Source organism: Micrococcaceae bacterium Sec5.1 (assembly GCA_039636795.1).
GTDB lineage: Bacteria > Actinomycetota > Actinomycetes > Actinomycetales > Micrococcaceae > Arthrobacter.
In genome coordinates this window covers 2,606,798-2,624,494 of sequence record CP143430.1, presented here as the reverse complement: position 1 = coordinate 2,624,494, position 17,697 = coordinate 2,606,798, and the positions used below count along the sequence as shown (strand labels likewise).

At 62.3% G+C, this 17,697-nt stretch carries 16 protein-coding genes; 4 read left to right on the top strand and 12 right to left on the bottom strand.

From position 1 onward, the window contains the following. Positions 1 to 118 precede the first annotated feature (118 nt). The gene (locus VUN82_12005; protein ID XAS74498.1) at positions 119 to 1,120 is read left to right on the top strand and encodes a LacI family DNA-binding transcriptional regulator; all 1,002 of its coding nucleotides are present in this window, start codon (positions 119 to 121) and stop codon (positions 1,118 to 1,120) included. After that, the gene (locus tag VUN82_12000) at positions 1,120 to 3,504 is read left to right on the top strand and encodes a hypothetical protein (GenBank protein ID XAS74497.1); all 2,385 of its coding nucleotides are present in this window, start codon (positions 1,120 to 1,122) and stop codon (positions 3,502 to 3,504) included. The genes VUN82_12005 and VUN82_12000 overlap by 1 nt, the downstream gene beginning before the upstream one ends. A gap of 57 nt (positions 3,505 to 3,561) precedes the next feature. On the opposite strand, the gene VUN82_11995 is transcribed toward VUN82_12000, so the two are convergent. The 10 genes from VUN82_11995 to VUN82_11950 all read right to left on the bottom strand — a co-directional run bounded on the left by VUN82_11995 (position 3,562) and on the right by VUN82_11950 (position 13,868). Then, entirely contained in the window at positions 3,562 to 4,677 is a 1,116-nt protein-coding gene (locus VUN82_11995) for a Gfo/Idh/MocA family oxidoreductase (protein XAS74673.1), read from the bottom strand. Between the two features lie 41 nt (positions 4,678 to 4,718). After that, on the bottom strand, positions 4,719 to 5,612 hold the full coding sequence (locus VUN82_11990; protein XAS74496.1) for a TIM barrel protein: 894 nt from the start codon (positions 5,610 to 5,612) through the stop codon (positions 4,719 to 4,721). 32 nt (positions 5,613 to 5,644) lie between these two features. After that, on the bottom strand, positions 5,645 to 6,673 hold the full coding sequence (locus VUN82_11985; GenBank protein XAS74495.1) for a zinc-binding dehydrogenase: 1,029 nt from the start codon (positions 6,671 to 6,673) through the stop codon (positions 5,645 to 5,647). Positions 6,674 to 6,724: 51 nt separating this feature from the next. Continuing rightward, positions 6,725 to 7,585, bottom strand: a complete 861-nt coding sequence (locus VUN82_11980) for a formylglycine-generating enzyme family protein (protein XAS74672.1) — start codon at positions 7,583 to 7,585, stop codon at positions 6,725 to 6,727. Positions 7,586 to 7,709: 124 nt separating this feature from the next. Continuing rightward, positions 7,710 to 8,900 carry a Gfo/Idh/MocA family oxidoreductase gene (locus VUN82_11975; GenBank protein XAS74494.1) on the bottom strand — a complete coding sequence of 397 codons (1,191 nt, stop codon included), beginning with the start codon at positions 8,898 to 8,900 and terminating at the stop codon, positions 7,710 to 7,712. Further along, positions 8,893 to 9,711 (bottom strand): sugar phosphate isomerase/epimerase, encoded by an 819-nt coding sequence (locus VUN82_11970; protein XAS74493.1) that lies wholly within the window; start codon positions 9,709 to 9,711, stop codon positions 8,893 to 8,895. The genes VUN82_11975 and VUN82_11970 overlap by 8 nt, the downstream gene beginning before the upstream one ends. A gap of 29 nt (positions 9,712 to 9,740) precedes the next feature. Further along, positions 9,741 to 11,009: a sulfatase-like hydrolase/transferase gene (locus tag VUN82_11965; GenBank protein ID XAS74492.1), complete on the bottom strand. Its 1,269-nt coding sequence runs from the start codon at positions 11,007 to 11,009 to the stop codon at positions 9,741 to 9,743. After that, positions 11,006 to 12,043 (bottom strand): ABC transporter substrate-binding protein, encoded by a 1,038-nt coding sequence (locus tag VUN82_11960; GenBank protein ID XAS74491.1) that lies wholly within the window; start codon positions 12,041 to 12,043, stop codon positions 11,006 to 11,008. The genes VUN82_11965 and VUN82_11960 overlap by 4 nt, the downstream gene beginning before the upstream one ends. Positions 12,044 to 12,084: 41 nt before the next feature. Beyond that, positions 12,085 to 12,990, bottom strand: coding sequence for an ATP-binding cassette domain-containing protein (locus VUN82_11955; GenBank protein ID XAS74490.1), 906 nt, complete (start codon positions 12,988 to 12,990; stop codon positions 12,085 to 12,087). Next, on the bottom strand, positions 12,987 to 13,868 hold the full coding sequence (locus tag VUN82_11950) for an ABC transporter permease (protein ID XAS74489.1): 882 nt from the start codon (positions 13,866 to 13,868) through the stop codon (positions 12,987 to 12,989). The genes VUN82_11955 and VUN82_11950 overlap by 4 nt, the downstream gene beginning before the upstream one ends. Positions 13,869 to 14,052: 184 nt before the next feature. On the opposite strand from VUN82_11950, the gene VUN82_11945 reads away from it, so the two are divergent. Then, entirely contained in the window at positions 14,053 to 14,928 is an 876-nt protein-coding gene (locus VUN82_11945) for a LysR substrate-binding domain-containing protein (protein ID XAS74488.1), read from the top strand. Between the two features lie 55 nt (positions 14,929 to 14,983). Here the strand turns inward: VUN82_11945 and VUN82_11940 are convergent, their stop codons facing one another. Further along, entirely contained in the window at positions 14,984 to 16,024 is a 1,041-nt protein-coding gene (locus VUN82_11940; protein ID XAS74487.1) for an AAA family ATPase, read from the bottom strand. Positions 16,025 to 16,329: 305 nt separating this feature from the next. Between VUN82_11940 and VUN82_11935 the strand changes: the two genes are divergently transcribed. Beyond that, a complete protein-coding gene (locus VUN82_11935) occupies positions 16,330 to 16,626 on the top strand; it encodes a hypothetical protein (protein ID XAS74486.1) in 297 nt (98 codons plus the stop codon). Positions 16,627 to 16,735: 109 nt separating this feature from the next. Here VUN82_11935 and VUN82_11930 read toward each other — a convergent pair whose 3' ends face one another. After that, on the bottom strand, positions 16,736 to 17,686 hold the full coding sequence (locus VUN82_11930) for a WYL domain-containing protein (protein ID XAS74485.1): 951 nt from the start codon (positions 17,684 to 17,686) through the stop codon (positions 16,736 to 16,738). Positions 17,687 to 17,697 lie beyond the last annotated feature (11 nt).

Here is a 17,697-nt window from a genome sequence, read left to right as displayed (position 1 = left end):
GACAACACTTCAATCCTCGGGGTATCGATCTCTATACTGTTGGATAACAAAGTTTCGCCAATGGGACGCGTTTCGATGAACCAAGGTCCGCCGTCGACAACCTTCAGAAGGATGCACAATGCCAAGACCCACCCTGGTGGATGTTGCCAAAATGGCGGGCGTGTCCCGTGCCACGGCTGCGCGGGTACTCGCCGGTGAGACGAATGTCGACGTCACGATGGCAGCGGCTGTCGAGCACGCCGCAAAGGAGTTGGGCTATGAGACCAACAGTGCAGCACGCATGCTGCGCGGCGGGCGGGCGGGGGCGATCGCTCTCATCGTCGCCTTCAACGAGCTTGACAGCCTGACAGGCACGTTCTTCACTTCGGTGCTCAAGGGTGCTGCGAAGGGCCTTTACGCCGGCGAAGTCCAACCCATACTGGTCCCGGCCGACCACGACGAGGGCGACCGTATCCCACGGTTTCTGCGCTCGGGGGCAATCGACGGTGCGATCGTCATCCTTCAGCACGAGATCACGCATCTGGCGCAGGCGCTCACGGACTCCCCCATTCCGATTGCGTGGGTTGGGCAACCCCGCGTCCCACTTGCTCCCGACGCGATCGTCATCGACTCTGACAACCACGGTGGCGGAAGGCTCGCTGCCCGGGCACTGGCCGACGCCGGACGACGACAACTGGGCATCATCGCAGGCCCGAACGATATGGAGCCGGCCCGCGAACGCATCAGGGGCTGGCGCGACGAACTCACGGAGCTCGGCATCGACCACAGCCCGATCGTGCATGGCGACTTCACCCTCATGAGCGGTTCAGCTGCGATGGCGCGACTCCTCAAGCGATACCCGGACCTAGACGGCGTTTTCGCGTCCTCCGACCTGATGGCGAGCGGGGCGATTCGGGTCCTCCAGGCAGCGGGTCGACGCGTTCCGTCCGACGTCGCCGTGATCGGCTTCGACGACGTCTCCATTGCGACCACCATGGATCCAACACTCACGACAGTTCGACAGCCGTTGGAGGATATGGGCCGCGTCGCCGCCGAGACCATACTCGCGGTCCTGCGTGGGCGCGACGTCGACCGACGGCCAGTTCTGAGCACTTCCCTGGTCCAGCGCGAGTCAGCTTAATGACTGGCCTTCCCGCTGCCACCGCAAACCAGGGACCCGTCTTCGTGACGGCCACAAACGCGCTGACCTGGGAGGAAGGGCTTATCGTCGGCAGTGGTCGGGTCGGTGCCGTCGCGTACGGTCCGGCCGACGCGATCACCATTTCCCTCGCGCACGAGAAGTACTTCCTCCCCGTGAATCCGCGACCTAACGCACCCGATCTCGATCCTGTGCGGGGGCGGCTGCAGGACGCCCTCCTCTCCGGTGATGCTGACGCCGCAAACGCCGCAGTCAGTGATGGCGTCCGCGCAAGCGGGTACGGCGATGGCCTGATCTGGACCGACCCGCTCGGTCTCTGCGCGACACTGACCATACGAACCCCCGGCGGCGTCTCTGAGTCGCACCGGACCATCGATCCGCTTCTTGGCGAGGTCGCGATCGAGTGGACCGATCTCGAACTTGGACGGCACGCGCTCCGCCTCATCGCCCCGCACGGTAGCGAGTCTGTCCTGCTTGCGCTTGAGGCGGAACGCGAAAGCACCAGCATTGTCGAGCTAAGCCTGGGTGCCGGCGCGCCAACGTCCTTTGACACCGGGGTTCCCGACGCTTCCGCCGCAGTCAGCGCGAGTTTCGAGGGCGGGGCCCGTGGCTTACTCGTGGCTTCTGCAGGCGATGGGCCCGCTGCCATCCGTGCTGCCGTTACGGCAGTAACGGGGACGACGTGGGAGGTCGATGGAGACGTTACACGCTCGGCTGCACAGACGGGGCCCGACGTCCCTCGGCTGATCCGCGTCGACATCGCGCTGCCGACCACCGGGCGAAACGCTAAAGCGGCCGGAGCCATTCCGGCGTCGTGGGATGAAGTCCGCAACCAGCAGCGGGAAGCGCGTTATCCCCTCACTGCCGCGTCAATGCTCGATCTGCAAAGCGGCTCGTCCGAGACACGAACCGAGGAACTATGGGCAAAGGCCCGCATCGGTGACGAAAATGCGCGACGCCGGGTGGTCGAGGCAGCGTATTTGAGCGGACGGGCGAACATCATCGCCTCCACCGGCGAGCTGCCGCCGACCCTCCAGGGTGTCTGGCAGGGAACCTGGCGGCCTGCTTGGTCGGCCGACTACACCCTCAACGGCAACGTACAGAATGGCGCCATGGCAGGTATGACTCCAACAGGCACCCCGGAGCTTGCCCTGTCGCTCCTCAACCTCGTACTCCCGCATCTTGACGACTACCGGGATAACGCACGACGGGTCTTTGGTGCCGAGGGAATGCTACTACCGTCGCGGATGTCGACCCACGGCCGCGCCAACCATTTCGCCGAGCAATATCCCCACCTGTTCTGGACCGGGTGCGGCGGGTGGGTTCTGCGGGTCATAGCCGATGCCGTGGCCACTACCGGCAATCGATCGATCGTGGACGACAGAGTGTGGGAACTGGCCGAAGGAGTCCTCCGGTTTGCCGAAACCGCATTTCCCGAAGTCGACGGCGTCCGCAGGATCGTCCCCTCTTACTCACCCGAAAACACACCGGGAAGCGCCCGGGTCCCCCTCGCGACGGACGCGACGATCGACGTCGCCATTCTCCGCGATGCTGCCCGGGCGACCGCGCTACTTGGCCGAGCCCGCGGCGACGACTCCCTGGATGAGCGGTGGTCAAATGTGCTGCGCCACTTGCCGGCCTATCGCATCGCAGGCGACGGCACACTTGCCGAATGGCTTGACCCACAGTGGAACGAGAACATCGCGCACCGCCACGCCTCCCAGCTTTACCCGCTGTGGTACGAGATCGATCCGGCTTTTGACGGCGACGGCGGGGAGGCGACGCGATTGCGTGCAGCCGCCTCTGAAACCGTGAAGAACAAGATAGCGTGGCGTGCTGAGGCGCCCACCTCTCCCCCTGGACGCATGGAGATGGCCTTCGGCCTCGTCCAGCTCGGGATGGCCGCTGCAGCGCTCGGGGATGCAGCGGCGGCGGAGACCTGCGTCAACTGGCTCGCGATCGATCACTGGAGTCCGACGCTCACAACAACGCACGATGCGGGCAGGATTTTCAACCTGGACGCAAGCGGAGGTCTTCCAGGACTCGTCGCCTCGATGTTGCTCGGGTCCACCACCGACTCGCTGTCAGTACTGCCGGCGGTACCTGCCGCATGGCCGCGCGGGTCCGTGACGGGACTTCGCGCACGCGGAGGGCTCGCCGTCGAACATCTTGGCTGGGACACGCAAGGAGCCTCCTTCACGGTGCGTCGACTTCCTGGAGCCGGGTGGCTGGCACCGCCGGCGGGGACGGGGGTGCGGCTCCCCCGTCCCGCGTCGATCCGGATTAACGGCGAGCCATTGGCGGGCGGACAGCTCACCATCGGCGAGCGTCCGGTTCACGTCGAGCTGGAATGGTTGCGCATCTAGGAAGCTAGGCATTCAGCCCGCCAGAGCCCGTGAACAGGGTGTACGGGCGGGACACGGTCAGGCTCCTTCAGTAACGAGTGAGTTGTGCTCGACGGCTGTGATGGTGCTTTTGTTCTTGGCCGATGCTTCCACTGCTGCCAGAACGCGCTGGACCTGCAGGCCTTCTTCGAAGGACGGTGACGGCTGGCTGCCGTCCCGAATGGCCAGCAGGAAGTCCCGGATCTGATGTGTGAAGGTGTGTTCCCAGCCGATAACGTGACCCTGCGGCCACCACGCTTCGAGGTAGGGGTGTTCGGGTTCGTTGACGAGGATCCGGCGGAAACCCTGCTCGCGGACTGGGGCCGTCGCGTCCATGAACTGCAGTTCATTGAGGTTCTCCAGATTGAATGCCAGGGCTCCCTGGGCACCGTAGATCTCGATCTGAAGGCTGTTCTTCTGCCCTGTTGCGACCCTGGACGCTTCGACGGACGCGCCCATGTCTCCGGTAAGCCAGAAGGTTGCCCAGGCTGCGTCGTCAACGGTGACCTCTTCCAACCCCTTCGGTCCCGGGCGTTCGGTCGTGAAGGTTTTCAGGACACCTGATGCTTCAAGGATGGTCTGACCCGTCAGGAACTGGATCTGGTCGATCGCGTGCGAAGCGATGTCACCCAAGGCGCCGGAACCGGCGGTTTCCTTCCGGAGCCGCCAACTCATGGGGGATTCGGCGTCGGAGAGCCAGTCCTGCAAATACGCAGCCCGGACATGCCGGACAGTGCCAAGCCGGCCTTCGGCGATCAGCTCGCGTGCAAGCGCCAATGCCGGGACGCGGCGGTAGTTGAAGCCGATCATGGACTGCACGGCGTTCGCACGGGCGGCAGCGGCGGCTGCAGTCATGGCTTCGGCCTCGGCCAGGGTGTTCGCCAGCGGCTTTTCCACCAGGACGTGCTTGCCGGCCTGGAGGGCGGCGATGGCGATTTCGGCGTGCATCCAGCCCGGGGCGCAGATATCGACGATGTGGATGTCGTCCCGTTCAAGGACGGACCGCCAGTCGGTGGCGGACTCGGTCCAACCGTACTTTGCCGCGGCTTCCGCGACGGCACCGGCATCCCGGCCGACGAGGACTTTCTGCTCGAAGGCCGGGACGTCGAAGAAGCTGGCCACGTTCCGCCATGCATTCGAGTGGGCCTTCCCCATGAACGCGTAGCCGATCGCGGCCACGCCAAGCCGTTTGTCTTTCACCGCACTTTCTCCTGCCTGGAATTCAATACTGGTAAGAGCTCATCCCTTTTCATGCATTCTTTGATGTAGGCGTCGGAGGCGCGGAGGTGTTTGCTGATCTTTTCAAAGCTCCAGCCCCCGGTTCCGTGGCATTTAAGGCTTGCCACGCCTTGATATCCGACGCGGCGTAGAGTGCTCAGCATGACGTAGTGGTCCAAGGTCCCGTCGGCGCGCGGGAGTTGTTGCTCACCCGGACCGAAGTTGAGGCCGTCCATGCCGTGACGGTAGGCCCGGTCAATATCCCAGATGTAGTAATAGAAAAGCCGTTTGCGTTCTGCGAGGAAGGTGATGGCCTCGCTGATGGTTTCCTGCATAACCCATAGGTGCGGAGGTGCAATGCATACTCCAAGATAGGGGTGGTCGATGTCTCGGATCAGCCGCTTCATCTGGGCCAGGGTGTCTACGCCGTCGTGCCACCGCTTGTCTTCGTTGGCGCCGGATTCGAAGTCCTCGGCGAAAGGCACTGTGAGGTGGTTCTCAACAGCTATCCGCACACCCCTCCGGGCTCCCGCCTCAACGATAGGAGGCAGGAAGGTGGAGACGAAGTCGGCATAGTTCGCCTCACAATCAAAGATCAGCGTGTCGATGCCCAGGTCAGCGGCGAAATCGACGCGTTCGAGGATTTCGTCCTGAGTCTTGCCGTAGACAGTCAGCCCGCACGGGGTTAGTCCGTACTTATCGAGCAATCCACGGATGGCGCCCGGGTCCTCGCCCGGGTTGACGTGATGAGCCAGCGGTGCAGCTGAGGACCAGAGGTTGACTTCCTTGAAGCCGATGTCTGCGAGATCGCGGATCGAATCCTCGAAGTCGTAGTCGTGGAACGGGACCAGTTCGGCGGCATATCTGAACATGAACTTTTCTTTCGAAGAAACTGATTTTGGGACTACCACGTAAAGAGGGCTTTTTCGGTTTCGCGACGATCGAAGGCTTGGAAGGCTTCCTCGGCCTGGTCGATGGAGAATTCGTGGCTGATGAGCTCTTCAACCGGGACCTTCTGATCAAGGACAAGGCGGACGATTCCTTCCCAATCACCGACAGGGAAGTACCAGCCCCCGACGACGGTGAGAAGCTTGCGGATGATCTGCTCGCTTGGGTTGATTTCCGTTGCCCGGGATTCTCCGACGAAGGCGACGGCTCCTAACTTCGCCGCAGCATCCAGGGCTGAGTTTTGCCCGGCCGGATTGCCGGAGCAATCGATGCAGATCTCGGCACCACGGCCTTGGGTGAGGTTACGGACCCGTTGGAGGGCATCGTCGGTCGCACTGTTGATGACGACATCTGCCCCGAGCCGCCTAGCCTGTTCCAAACGGTCGGCAATGACATCGACGGCGATGATACGGGCGCCGAACGCCTTCCCAACAAGTACCGCGGCCAATCCCATGGGGCCTATGCCGAAGACGGCGACGGTCTTGCCGCCTGCCACTCCGAGCTTCTTCTGCACGTGGTACTGGCTGCCGAGCATGTCGGTCATGACTGCTCCGGCCCGGAAGGAGAGCTCGTCCGGGAGATGTAAGCAGTTCCGTTCAGGCAGGACGAAGTAGTCGGCGTCGCCTCCGTGGACATCGAATCCCCAACACTTCCACTGCTTGCATAGCATCATGTAGCCGCTGAGGCAGTATTCGCAGAAGTTGCAGCCCAGAGCGAGGTACCCGGCTACGCGATCACCTTCCTTTACGTAGGTGACGGAATCGCCGATGCGGACGACTTCACCCGCGGCTTCGTGTCCTGGGATGACGGATCCTTGCCGGGCCCCTTCACCACCGACAATCGGGCTCCCATGGTAGAGGCTCATGTCGCTGCGGCAAATGGCCGAGGCACGGGTGCGGACCAGTACGTCATGCGGGCCGAGGTCCGGGATATTCCGGTCTTCCACGCTGACTCGCCCGTCACCGGGAAGGATGACTGCTTTCATTCTCAATTCTCCATGTCCTTGTTCGATGATGCTGGTGAATGCTTCGCCGGTTTATGAGGCGTTCCTAACGGTCCGGAAGCCGCAGTTGCCGCTGGACGACTCGGGCGTGTTGAAGGTGCGTGCGGCTACACGGTAGCGGTTGCAGTAGGAGTCATGGCAGAGGTAGGAGCCGCCCCGCATGACGCGTCCTGCACCGATCGTGGGCCCCTGCGGATTGTCTATGGGTGACGTGCGGTAGTACTTGGGCAAGAACCAGTCGGTGCACCATTCCCAGATGTTGCCGGCCATTTCGTAGAGCCCATAGCCGTTGGCGGGGAAGGTCTTCACAGGCGAGGTTCCGAGATATCCGTCTTCGCTCGTGTTTGCTCCGGGAAAGACGCCTTGCCAGATGTTGCAGTAGTGCTCCCCGCCTGGGGTGAGCTCGTCACCCCAGGCGTACCGTTTGCCTTCTAGTCCGCCGCGGGCGGCGTATTCCCACTCCGCCTCCGTGGGCAGCCGCCGACCGGCCCAGGCGCAATAGGCCAGGGCGTCGAAGTGGGAAACCTGCACGACCGGATGATCCGGTAGCTCGTTCCAGTGGGAATCCGGGCCGAAAGGATGGGCCCAGTCGGCACCGCGAACGTTGAGCCACCACGGCGCCCCCGCCGCGGTGCCGACGATATCCCGCTCCGGGGCACGGACGAGCAGATGGAACACGGCGGAGGTGCCGTACTGCTCGGCCTCAGTCCGATACCCGGTTTCCTTGACAAAGGATGCGAACATGCTGTTGGTGACCGCTGTCGCGTCGATTCGGAAGGCGTCCAGCCGCACCCTGTGAACCGGTGTCTCGCCGTCGGCGGTGTATCCCTCATCGAATGCGTCCCCCATGGAGAACACTCCACCGGAAAGCAGCACTTCGTCATGCACTGGCAGCCAAGCAGGAGGAGTCGAAGTCTCGTCCTGATCCACAGAGCGCCTTTTGTTCTCACTCCCCGGCTTGATGGATGTGGAACAGCAGCCGAGCATCAGGCTTCTCCCATTTCTTACTTTCCCCCTGTCACCGCTGGGCGTGGGCTGCCGTTTGCACGGGTTCCACCTTTACCCACTCGCGCGTCGCTCCTGATGTCGCGATCGCTTCATCGACGAGGGCCGTCTGGTAGCCATCAGCGAAGTCCGGCCGAATCCGCTCCCCAGTTTCTATGGCCTTCATGAGTTCATAAGCCTCGATGATCTTGGTCTCGCCGTATCCGATGCCGAGTGCAGGAATGGGCCAGAGTGCTTCGCCGTACGGCGTGGCCGGCCCGGTATATACAGTGCGGAAGCCTCGCCGGTCTGCAGGATCATCTGCGAATGCAACCTGGAGTTCGTCCCGGCGCTCGTAGTTGAATACCAGGGAACCGCGGGTGCCGTGGATCTCAAACGTCAGGAAATTGTTCCGGCCCCAGGCATTTCGCGTGGCTTCCAGCGACCCTACTGCCCCGTTGGTGAACCTGACCAGAGTCACCGCCTCATCGTCGACGTCGACAGTTCCCCTTGGCCCAGAGGAGACCTTGGCCGTGCCGAGGGTGTCGAATCCGCCACTTTGCAGCGGACGCTCCTTGATCCAGGTCGAGACGACGGAATTTACCTCGGCAATTTCTCCGACTAGATAGCGTGCGAGGTCCACGACGTGCGAGCCGATGTCGCCTATGGCACCGGAGCCTGCGATCTTTTTCTGGAAGCGCCAACTCAGAGGCGAGTTGGGGTCCGCACTCCAATCCTGCAAGTAGGTACCGCGGAAGTTGAGGATGTCACCAATCTCGCCGTTCTCGATGTACTTCCTGGCCAGGACCACGGCAGGGGTTCGCCGATAGTTGAAGGCGACAGCATTGACCACTCCGGCCCTTTCGACTGCGTCGAGCATGAGCCGTGCTTCGTCTGCCGTTGGTGCCAGGGGCTTCTCGCAAATGACGTGCTTGCCCGCTTTCGCAGCGGCAATTGCGATTTCGGCGTGGAGATGATTGGGCGTGGCGATGTCGACGACGTCAATCGTGGGATCTTCGACGATCTCCTGCCAGGACGAGGAGTGCCGCTCCCAGCCGTAGCGATCGGCTGCGGTCCTGGCCAGTTCGTCGGTGGCGTCGACCACCACCTTTCGGATGGGGCGGGCCGGTGCCGGCCAGAAGAACATTGGCATTGCCGCGTAGGCCAGAGAATGGGCTTTGCCCATGAAGCCTCCGCCGATGAGGGCGATGTTTACATCACGCATTGGTAGCCTCCTGAAGGAATTTGTAATTTTCGACGGCTGCAACGCCCGGATCACCCGGATAGCCGTCGAGTTCCACTCCGATCCAATCGGAGTAACCGAGGGTTGTTATCGCAGCGAGGATGGCACGAATGTCGAGATCCCCATCTGCCAGAGGGACAAACGTGCCCGAAGCTGCGATGTAGTTCTTAAGATGGACGTACGTGAGCCGGTCAGCGTAGCGGTCCATGATCTTGATCGGATCGCCACCACCGGCGGCGAGGTGGGCGACGTCGGCGCACAGGCCAATGGATGAGGCGGCGAAGAGGGCGTCGATCTGGTCCGGGTTTTCAGCGAGGCTGCCCAGATGGGGGTGGTAGCTGGGGATGAGACCCTCCGCCGTCGCGCATGCGGCTACACGCTCCAGCAGCTCCGCCATAACCCGGTAGTCGGAATCGAGCCGGCCGCGTACCCTCACTCCACCTCCTCCGATAACGAAGTGGCGGGCACCCACGGAAGCGGCCACCTTGATGGAGCGCTCGAAACGCAGGTATTCCTCCTCGTGTGCGTCTGGATAGATGAAGTGGCCGCCGGAGTAGACACCTGCCAGTGTCAGGCCATGGGTTTCCAGGCGGCGTCCGAATGATTGCGCACCGTCACCCATGGCCAACAGGTTGCCGTCGAAGATTTCGACGCCGGAAAACCCTGCTGTTGCTATGGCTTCAAGCGCGGGGTCCAAATCTCCCGGGGTGAGATAGTGTCCGGAAGCCAAATCAGTGACGGCTCCCGGGGTGCCCACAACGTCACCCCAGGCATTGACTTGGTATGCATACATGGTTTTAGTCCTCTCTTGGGATTTTCGGTTCATCGGGCGTCGACATTGCCTTCGAGCCACCAAAGGCGGCCATCGTCGTCGGACCTGTCGATGGTTCCCTCCTGTTGGTCCATCAGGCGGCTAAGTTCGGCGACGACGTCGGGATGCCTCCTGCTGAGGTCGTAGGACTCCCCGGCATCGGCCTCGATATCGAACAGCTGAGGCAGGGACATGGTGGCGAATCGCTCCGCTCCCCAGGTCTGTCGACGGCGGTGCAGCTTCCACTTCCCTTTGCGGACCGCATTCAGTTCATATCCGTCGAAATACCAGATGGGGTCGTGTTCAGTGGATTCCTTGCCCTCAAGGGTGTCCGCGATGATCTGGCCGTCCACTGGCTTTCCGTCGGGATCCAGCCCGAGGTAGTGGCAAATGGTCGGCAGGACGTCAACCGACGCCAGAGGCGAGTTCATGACCACTGACCGCGGAAGCTGCCTTGGCCACGACGCCAGGAACGGGACACGCGTGCCCCCTTCCCACGTCTCGAACTTCCGTCCTCGCATGCCGCCCGTTGACCCCTCGAACCATGGGCCGTGGTCAGCGGTGAACACGAAAATGGTGTCCTCAAGAATGCCTCGCTCTTCAAGGGCGTCACGAAACACTCCGACGTGATGATCGATGCTCTCAACGGTGTCCCCGTAGGGACCTCCTGCAGACCTGCCCTCAAACTCGGGGTCCGGCTCCACAGGGTAGTGCGGAGTGGTGAAGGCGACATAGGTGAAAAACGGCTGCCCCTCAGGAACGTTGTCAATGAACCCGATGGCTTCTTCGACATAGCGGCGGGTCAGGGAAGACATATCCGGGCCGTCCTCGAGCACTTCCTCATTTCGATACAGGAAGTACGGTGGAGTGTCATTACTGAACGGCAGGCCGAAGTAATGATCAAAGCCGAAACGGAGCGGACCCCTTGCGGGCATCTGTCCCACATGCCATTTGCCGAATGCTCCTGTGGCATAACCAGCTCTGGACAGGTAGGACGCGATCGTCATCTCGTCCTTATGGAGACCGGTATCCTCGTCCGGGAACAGCACCCTGCCTACGCCGGTGCGCGCTGCCACCCGGCCCGTGAGCAGCGCCGCCCGCGCCGGTGAACATGTGGGCCCCCCGCTGTACATGGCCGTGGCACGCACTCCGTCTGCTGCAAGCTCGTCGAGCCGGGGTGTGGCGATCACTGTGCCGCCATTGCACGCGAGGTCACCGTAGCCGAGGTCGTCGCAGATGATGATCACTACATTGGGTCGGGCATGTGATGGTTGTGTCATTTGCCCATGCCTTCCACAACGGAGGATGTGACGAAGTCGGCGACGTTCGGAGCGGACTTGAGGATGCCGAGTTTGGTCATCGTTTCGATCATCTTTTGGGTGATCTTGGTGAAGCCGGCGCCCGGCGCCAGAGAAACGGGCGAACCAGGGTCAGCAAGCGTGGAAGAGACCAGGCAAGGCGAGGGCTGGTTGTCGTAGATGATCTGAGCCTGATCGCCGGCAAGGCCGATGCCCTTTTGCAGCGCGTCGATGTAAGTGGCCTTGTCCTGATTGACGATGGGAGTTGCCTCGTCCACGGCTGCCATGAACTTCTGCAAAGCAGCCTTGTTGCTGTTGATATAGTCCTTCGACGCGATGAAGTTTCCGGTATCCGGGACGCCGAGGTCGGTCGACGTCGTGCCTTTCACGATCTGGGCACCGCTGGAAATAAACTTGGCGCCGACTGAGGCGAACATGAACACGGCACTAAGGTCCCCGCGGTCGAAGCCGGCGACCAGGCCAGCCGGGTCGTAGAACTCAATCTGAACATCGCTGGGAGTCATGCCCGCTTTTTCCAGGGCGATCAGCAGGAAGATGTGCGCCACTGTATTCTGGGTGGTCGCTACCTTCTTGCCTCGAAGATCCTGAATGGAGTGGATGCCGCTGTCCGGCTTCACATATAGGGCGGCCATGTCTCCGGCGTTGTTTGCGATGCTGAAGACTTGGAGCTGTGCGCCCTGCTCGTTGGCTGTAGCCATGGCAGGAACTCCGAAGTAACCCACGTCTGCGCTGCCGCCCACCAGGGCGGAGATGAGGGCAGGCCCGGAATCGAACTTCGTGCCTTCAACCTTGACTCCGTGCTTCGCGAAGAGATCATGCTGGAGGGCATAGTAGAAGTTGGCTTGCAGGCCCTGCGCGTAGGCAACCCGGATGGTGGGCGTCTCGCCCCCTCCTCCGCCGGATGAACCGGGGGAAGAGCAGGCTGCAAGTCCGAGGGACAGCGTCAGGGCCGCCGCCAAGGCAGTGGCATACCGACGCAGACGAAAGTTAAACATTTTCGATCTCCGTTGATTCGTACGTGATGTGATGGGTTTGGCTAGGATGTGGCGCCGGTGGTTGTTCTGGTTTCATTCCGGCGCGCGTTGAGCGACCTGAGGAGCGCTGCCTTGAGTTCGACGTAGTCGGGCTCGCGCTGCAGGTCTTCCGCCGACTCCGCCATCGCTGCGAGTCTGCTGCGATATACAGAGGTGATGGTTCCCGGGATACCCGAGATGATCATGATGGTTCCGCACAGCGTGATCGCCTCGTCGACGTCGTGCGTGACCATGACGGTAGTGAGCTCTGGCGACGTCGACACGAGATCGCGCAGGAGCACGTACATCTCGCGGCGGGTCAGGGCATCCAGTGCGCCGAAAGGTTCGTCCATGAGGAGCACCTTCGGCCGGGTGAGGAAGACCCTTGCCAGAGCAGTCCGGGCCCGCATGCCCCCTGAGATCTGATACGGGAAGAGGTCCGCCGCGTCCGAAAGCCCGACACGGTCCATGAAGTAGTCAGCTTGGGAGAACATGGCCTGCTTATCGGTGCCGTACGTCTTTGCATGCCTGGCTCCAAACAGCACGTTCTCCTTTACGGTCATCCACGGGAACAAAGCCGGTTGCTGGAAGAGGTAACCGATCTCCGCCGCCGGTGCCGCGAGGCTGCTTCTGCCGTCATCCCAAAGCTTCACTTCGCCAGTGGTGGGACTCTCGAATCCTGCGATCAGACGGAGCAGCGTGCTCTTGCCGACGCCGGTCGGTCCAATGACAGCGACGCTCTCGTTTGTCTTGATTTCAATGTCAAGCCCGGTGAGTACCTCCCGGCGTCCTCCACGTACGGAGTACGCCTGGGCTGCGCCGCTCAAGGTGATTTTCGTGTCGCCGATCGCGCGGGCCGGCGTTTTGTCCATGCCGTTCATGGTCTGCTCTCTGGTGGGACGGGACGAGAGGATGTTCTTCTGGTTCATCGCGAGACCTGCCAATGCAACAGGCGATTCTCGAAGTAACGGAACCCGTACTCGAAGGCGACGCCAACCACACCGATAAGGAGAATCCCCACGTAGCCCGTGTTGACATCGAACACCTGGGAGGAGTTACGGATCATATAGCCGAGGCCCTGCGATGCGCCGATCAACTCCGCCGCGACCACAACTGCCCAACCGACGGTCAAGGCGGTCCGCAGCCCCGCAAGGATCTGCGGGAGTGCCGGTGGAAGCACGACTTTCCTCAGGAACTGCAACCTGCTCAGTCCATAATTACGGGCCACAAGATAGAAATCCTGAGGCACTGCCCGAACACCAAGAGCCGCGCCTGTGGACACAAACAGCACCGCCGTCATGAAGATGACGAACACCTTCGACTGTTCACCGATACCCAGCCAGATAACCACGATCGGAATCCAGGCAAGCGCCGGGATGGGCCGAAGGAACCCGATGATCGGGCTAAGCAGCCGGTCGAGGAACCGGTTGAGGCCGATGCCCAGGCCAAGCGGCACTCCGATGACGGTAGCCAGCCCCACCCCGAAAAGTGTTCTGCTGATACTCGCCAGGAAGTGCTGCCACAACGGGGTTCCGGTGTAGCCGGACTGTATGAGCGTGACGAGTGCGTCGATGATCCCCTTGGGAGAACCCAGATATCTCGAAGGAATCCCCAGGAAATTGACCCGGGTGAGCACGAACTGCCAAAACAGCAGGCCGAGGACGATCAAGACGATCGTCGGGCCAAACCGCACGAACCACGAGCCGACGTTTCGACCCGTAGATGAGGACGTTGAAGCCGAGCGGGAAGGACCAGCCTCCGTGGCGGCCCGCCGCTGAGGGGCTTCAAACTCCTTGGTCCACAGCATCAGATGCACCTCTTTTCCATTGAACTAATAACTCAGCGAGGGAGCTGCCAACAGGACCTTTCAATGCGAGGAACGTCAGTTCCAGCCCATGTCGGCGGGACATTTTCTCTAACATGAGTCCAGTCTGAAACTCCCGCATCAATAAGTCGATGGGGTTCAGGTTCTGATGCGATAACCTGTACTTATGGACCTCAAGGACATGCTGGCCTTCCGCACACTCGCGGACGAATTGCACTTCGGCAGGGCGGCCCAGCAGTTGGAAATGAGTCAGCCCGCGCTCAGTCAGAAGATCCGCAAGCTCGAAGACGAGCTGAACGTTCAACTGCTCGCGCGGTCCAGCCGCGCCGTCGGCCTGACCCAGATCGGTGAGCTGTTCCTCCAGTCGTGCCGGAGAACTCTCGCCGAGGCGGAGCGTGCGCGGGAAACAGTGCTCGATGCAAGGGACGGTCTTTTTGGCCGCCTGGTGATCGGATGTCTCGGCGCAGCTGCCAACGGCCCCGTGCCGGACCTTATCCGTCGCCTTCTCGGGAAAGAACCAGGGTGCATGGTTGAGCTTCAGCACTTCCTCGATGCCGGCGCGCAAGTGCGCGCAGTCGTGGCCGGGAACATCGACATCGGATTCGTACGCTCGGCCGCAATGGACAACAAGGTGGTGTCCACACACATTCTTGACGAATCGTTTAAGGCATTCCTGCCTGAGGAACATCCCTTCGCTTCCCGCACCAGCCTCAAACTAATAGACCTCCGTGAGCAGCCGATGGTTTTCCTGCCACGCGAGTACAACCCTTCGTACTACGACCTGCTCGTCTCTGCCTGCCGGTCCGCCGGTTTCGAGCCATTGGTTAAGGGATACGCCACGAGCCTGGAGACGCAGCTGGCCCTCACCGCTGCCAACGTGGGCATCGCCCTCCTGTCCACGTCGAATGCGAACATCTCCCGCGCCGGAGTCGTGGCCGTAGACATCGACCCGGATGACATCATGGCCCCACTTTGGATGATTCACGCCCGGTGGCAGCGAAGTCGCCTCGCCGATCTCTTTATTGACGTTGCAGCTTCGTGAGCACGTGTCTTCTAAAAATGACAGGCATTTAGCCTGAGAGCCGTCACAGGTCCGGTCAGACCAACCAGCGCCACCACCGTGACTGTTCCCGTTCCGGCGTCGGTTCAGGCTCCGGCTCTGGCTCCTCACCCAAGGCCAGTGCGGCCTCGGCGATGTCCTCCGCGGTGAGCGTCATGACAGCCTCACGATCGAGAGCGTCCAGACTTTGTTCCTCGTCGAGCGACAGCCTCAGCGCCTGGCGGTTGAGCGCCTGCTCGAACAGCGTGCGGGCGAACCGTGCATTGCCGGAGTCCTCCCCGGCGTGGAGCCCGGTAAGGATGCGGCGCAGCATCTGGTCCGCTCCCGGCTCCAGCGTGTATTCGTGTTGGGCCAGCATCTGGTGGAAGATCGTCTGGAGTTCGTCGACGGAGTAGTCGGGGAACGTGATCTCGCGAGCGAACCGGGAGCGCAGCCCAGGGTTGGAGAGCAAGAAGGATTCCATCAGCCGCGGGTACCCGGCCACAATCACCACCAGGCGGTGGCGGTGGTCCTCCATCCGCTTGAGCAGGACCTCGATCGCCTCGGGACCGAAGTCAGTCCGGCCGTCCTCCGGTGCCAGCGCGTAGGCCTCGTCGATGAACAGGACGCCGTCCAGCGCACGCCGGATCACCCTGTCCGTCTTGATAGCGGTCGCACCCACGTACTGCCCCACCAGGCCCGAACGGTCGACCTCGACCAGGTGTCCTTTCTGCAGCAGACCGACCGCGCGGTACATTTCGGCCAGGAGCCGTGCCACTGTCGTCTTGCCTGTGCCGGGGTTTCCGAGGAACACCAGATGCTGGGATGTGGCCACCTCCGGAAGGCCGTGCGCCTTGCGGCGGGCCTGAACCTGGAGCAATGCGACCAGGCCCCGCACCTGTTCCTTCACGGTTTCCAGTCCGACCAGCGCGTCGAGTTCGGCCTGTACCTCGGACAGCGGCCGGGCCGGACCCTGCCTGGCACCGATGAGATCGCCCATCAGGTCATCGACGCGTTCCGAACCGGGCAGCTTGAGCTGATTGGCCAAGTGGCCGATGGTTTCGCGCAGGTCATCGAGCGGATTCCGGCTGGCAGCCATACATCAACTGTAATACTCGATTTCCCAGCAGGGTGAGGTGGGCCTCATTGGTGTCAACTGAGTTTGGTCGGAGAGCACTGGGCGGCCGTCTGGTGGTTCGCGAATCCACGGCCAGGAGCCGCTCCGCCTGAATACTGAAATTCACCCTAGGACTCCCAATCCAGAGGGATGGAAGGTGCTGCTGCCATCGGAGAATCCGGCCCCTATGGCAGCAACAAAGCATCTAACGCGAAGTCCTTGACTTCCCGAGTAATGGGGTCTAGTGCTTGGCATGTTGAATGCATTCCCACATCCAAGGAGCGGACATGGAAGCCAACGGCTATGGAGTTGTGCACTTCTTCCCAGGAGGCACACAGGACCAATACGAGGCATCAATTGCTGCCGTCCACCCGGGGGAAGGGCTCTTGCCCGAGGGGCAGACCTTCCACGCAGCGGGCGCCTCGGAGGGAGGTTGGACCATCATGGCCGTCCACGAATCGAAGGAGAGCTGGGAGAAATTCCGTGACGGCATCCTCCTTCCCCGGATGCAGCAGGGAATCGAAGGCGGATTTGCAGCGCAGCCCGAGGAGACCGTGATCGATCTGTACAAGATCATGCCCTAGCGGCTCGAAGCTCGACTTGTGTCAGCTCCGGAACCCGCGGAGCTCCCAGAGCCGGTAGGCCCTGAGTGCATCGAGCATGCGCAGAGCCTACTGGACGTCCTTGGACCGCCTAATCGGTCGCGTTGGCGAGCCTGGCTGCCAGCGACCTGACGTGCTCGACAAGCTCTTGGGGTTCGTGCACCTGGAAGTCGAACCCTTTGGTTGTCACGTAGATGGCCAACTCGTCCAGCGAGTTGGAACCGGCCCGCAGGGTGCAGCTGTGCTCGTCGATCGGCTCCAGCGCCCCAGTGGTGGGGGCAATCCGCTCCGCAGCGGTCTCGGCGCTGACTTGCAGGGTGAACCGGGCCTGGTAGCGGTAGGCCGACGTGGAGATCGCCCGCGAGGCATAGCCGCTGATATCCGGGTGAGGCGGGGTGCGCGGAGTGAACCGGGGCCCGGTGGGCGTGCGCGGATCGAGGCGGTCCACGCGGTAAGTGCGCCAGTCCTGGCGGTCGACGTCCCAGCCAATGAGGTACCAGCGCCGGCCCGCGTGCACCACCCGGTGTGGCTCGGTCGTGCGGATGCTGCTGGTTCCGTCGTGGGTGCAGTAGTCGAAGCGAAGGCGCAGCGAGTCACGGCAGGCGGCGGCGATGGCCGTGAGCGTGCTCGGGTCGACGGTGGGGCCGGAGTTGGCCATCGGCACGACCATCGACTGCAGGGCGTTGATCCGGTGGCGCAGCCGGGACGGAAGTACCTGTTCGAGCTTGGCCAGTGCCCGCACTGAGGCCTCCTCGATGCCTGTAATCGACCCGCCGGCGGCCGTGCGCAGGCCCATCGCGACCGCGACGGCTTCGTCGTCGTCGAGCAGCAGCGGTGGCAGGTCCGCGCCTGCGCCCAGCCGGTAACCGGCGGTGCCCGGGGTGGCCATCACGGGGTAGCCGAGGCCGCGAAGCCGGTCGATATCGCGGCGCACAGTGCGTGGAGTAATCTCCAGCCGCTCGGCCAATTCGGTGCCGGACCAGTCGCGTCGGGTCTGCAGGAGAGAGAGTAGTCGCAGCAGCCGTGCCGAGGTTTCCCACATGATTTGAAGTC

Bases quoted from the DNA above. Each gene is read 5' to 3' on its own strand.
- VUN82_12005 (XAS74498.1), top strand. From the start codon at position 119: ATGCCAAGACCCACCCTGGTGGATGTTGCCAAAATGGCGGGCGTGTCC.
- VUN82_12000 (XAS74497.1), top strand. From the start codon at position 1,120: ATGACTGGCCTTCCCGCTGCCACCGCAAACCAGGGACCCGTCTTCGTG.
- VUN82_11995 (XAS74673.1), bottom strand. From the start codon at position 4,677: ATGGGGAAGGCCCACTCGAATGCATGGCGGAACGTGGCCAGCTTCTTC.
- VUN82_11990 (XAS74496.1), bottom strand. From the start codon at position 5,612: ATGTTCAGATATGCCGCCGAACTGGTCCCGTTCCACGACTACGACTTC.
- VUN82_11985 (XAS74495.1), bottom strand. From the start codon at position 6,673: ATGAAAGCAGTCATCCTTCCCGGTGACGGGCGAGTCAGCGTGGAAGAC.
- VUN82_11975 (XAS74494.1), bottom strand. From the start codon at position 8,900: ATGCGTGATGTAAACATCGCCCTCATCGGCGGAGGCTTCATGGGCAAA.
- VUN82_11970 (XAS74493.1), bottom strand. From the start codon at position 9,711: ATGTATGCATACCAAGTCAATGCCTGGGGTGACGTTGTGGGCACCCCG.
- VUN82_11965 (XAS74492.1), bottom strand. From the start codon at position 11,009: ATGACACAACCATCACATGCCCGACCCAATGTAGTGATCATCATCTGC.
- VUN82_11960 (XAS74491.1), bottom strand. From the start codon at position 12,043: ATGTTTAACTTTCGTCTGCGTCGGTATGCCACTGCCTTGGCGGCGGCC.
- VUN82_11955 (XAS74490.1), bottom strand. From the start codon at position 12,990: ATGAACCAGAAGAACATCCTCTCGTCCCGTCCCACCAGAGAGCAGACC.
- VUN82_11950 (XAS74489.1), bottom strand. From the start codon at position 13,868: ATGCTGTGGACCAAGGAGTTTGAAGCCCCTCAGCGGCGGGCCGCCACG.
- VUN82_11945 (XAS74488.1), top strand. From the start codon at position 14,053: ATGGACCTCAAGGACATGCTGGCCTTCCGCACACTCGCGGACGAATTG.
- VUN82_11940 (XAS74487.1), bottom strand. From the start codon at position 16,024: ATGGCTGCCAGCCGGAATCCGCTCGATGACCTGCGCGAAACCATCGGC.
- VUN82_11935 (XAS74486.1), top strand. From the start codon at position 16,330: ATGGAAGCCAACGGCTATGGAGTTGTGCACTTCTTCCCAGGAGGCACA.
- VUN82_11930 (XAS74485.1), bottom strand. From the start codon at position 17,686: ATGTGGGAAACCTCGGCACGGCTGCTGCGACTACTCTCTCTCCTGCAG.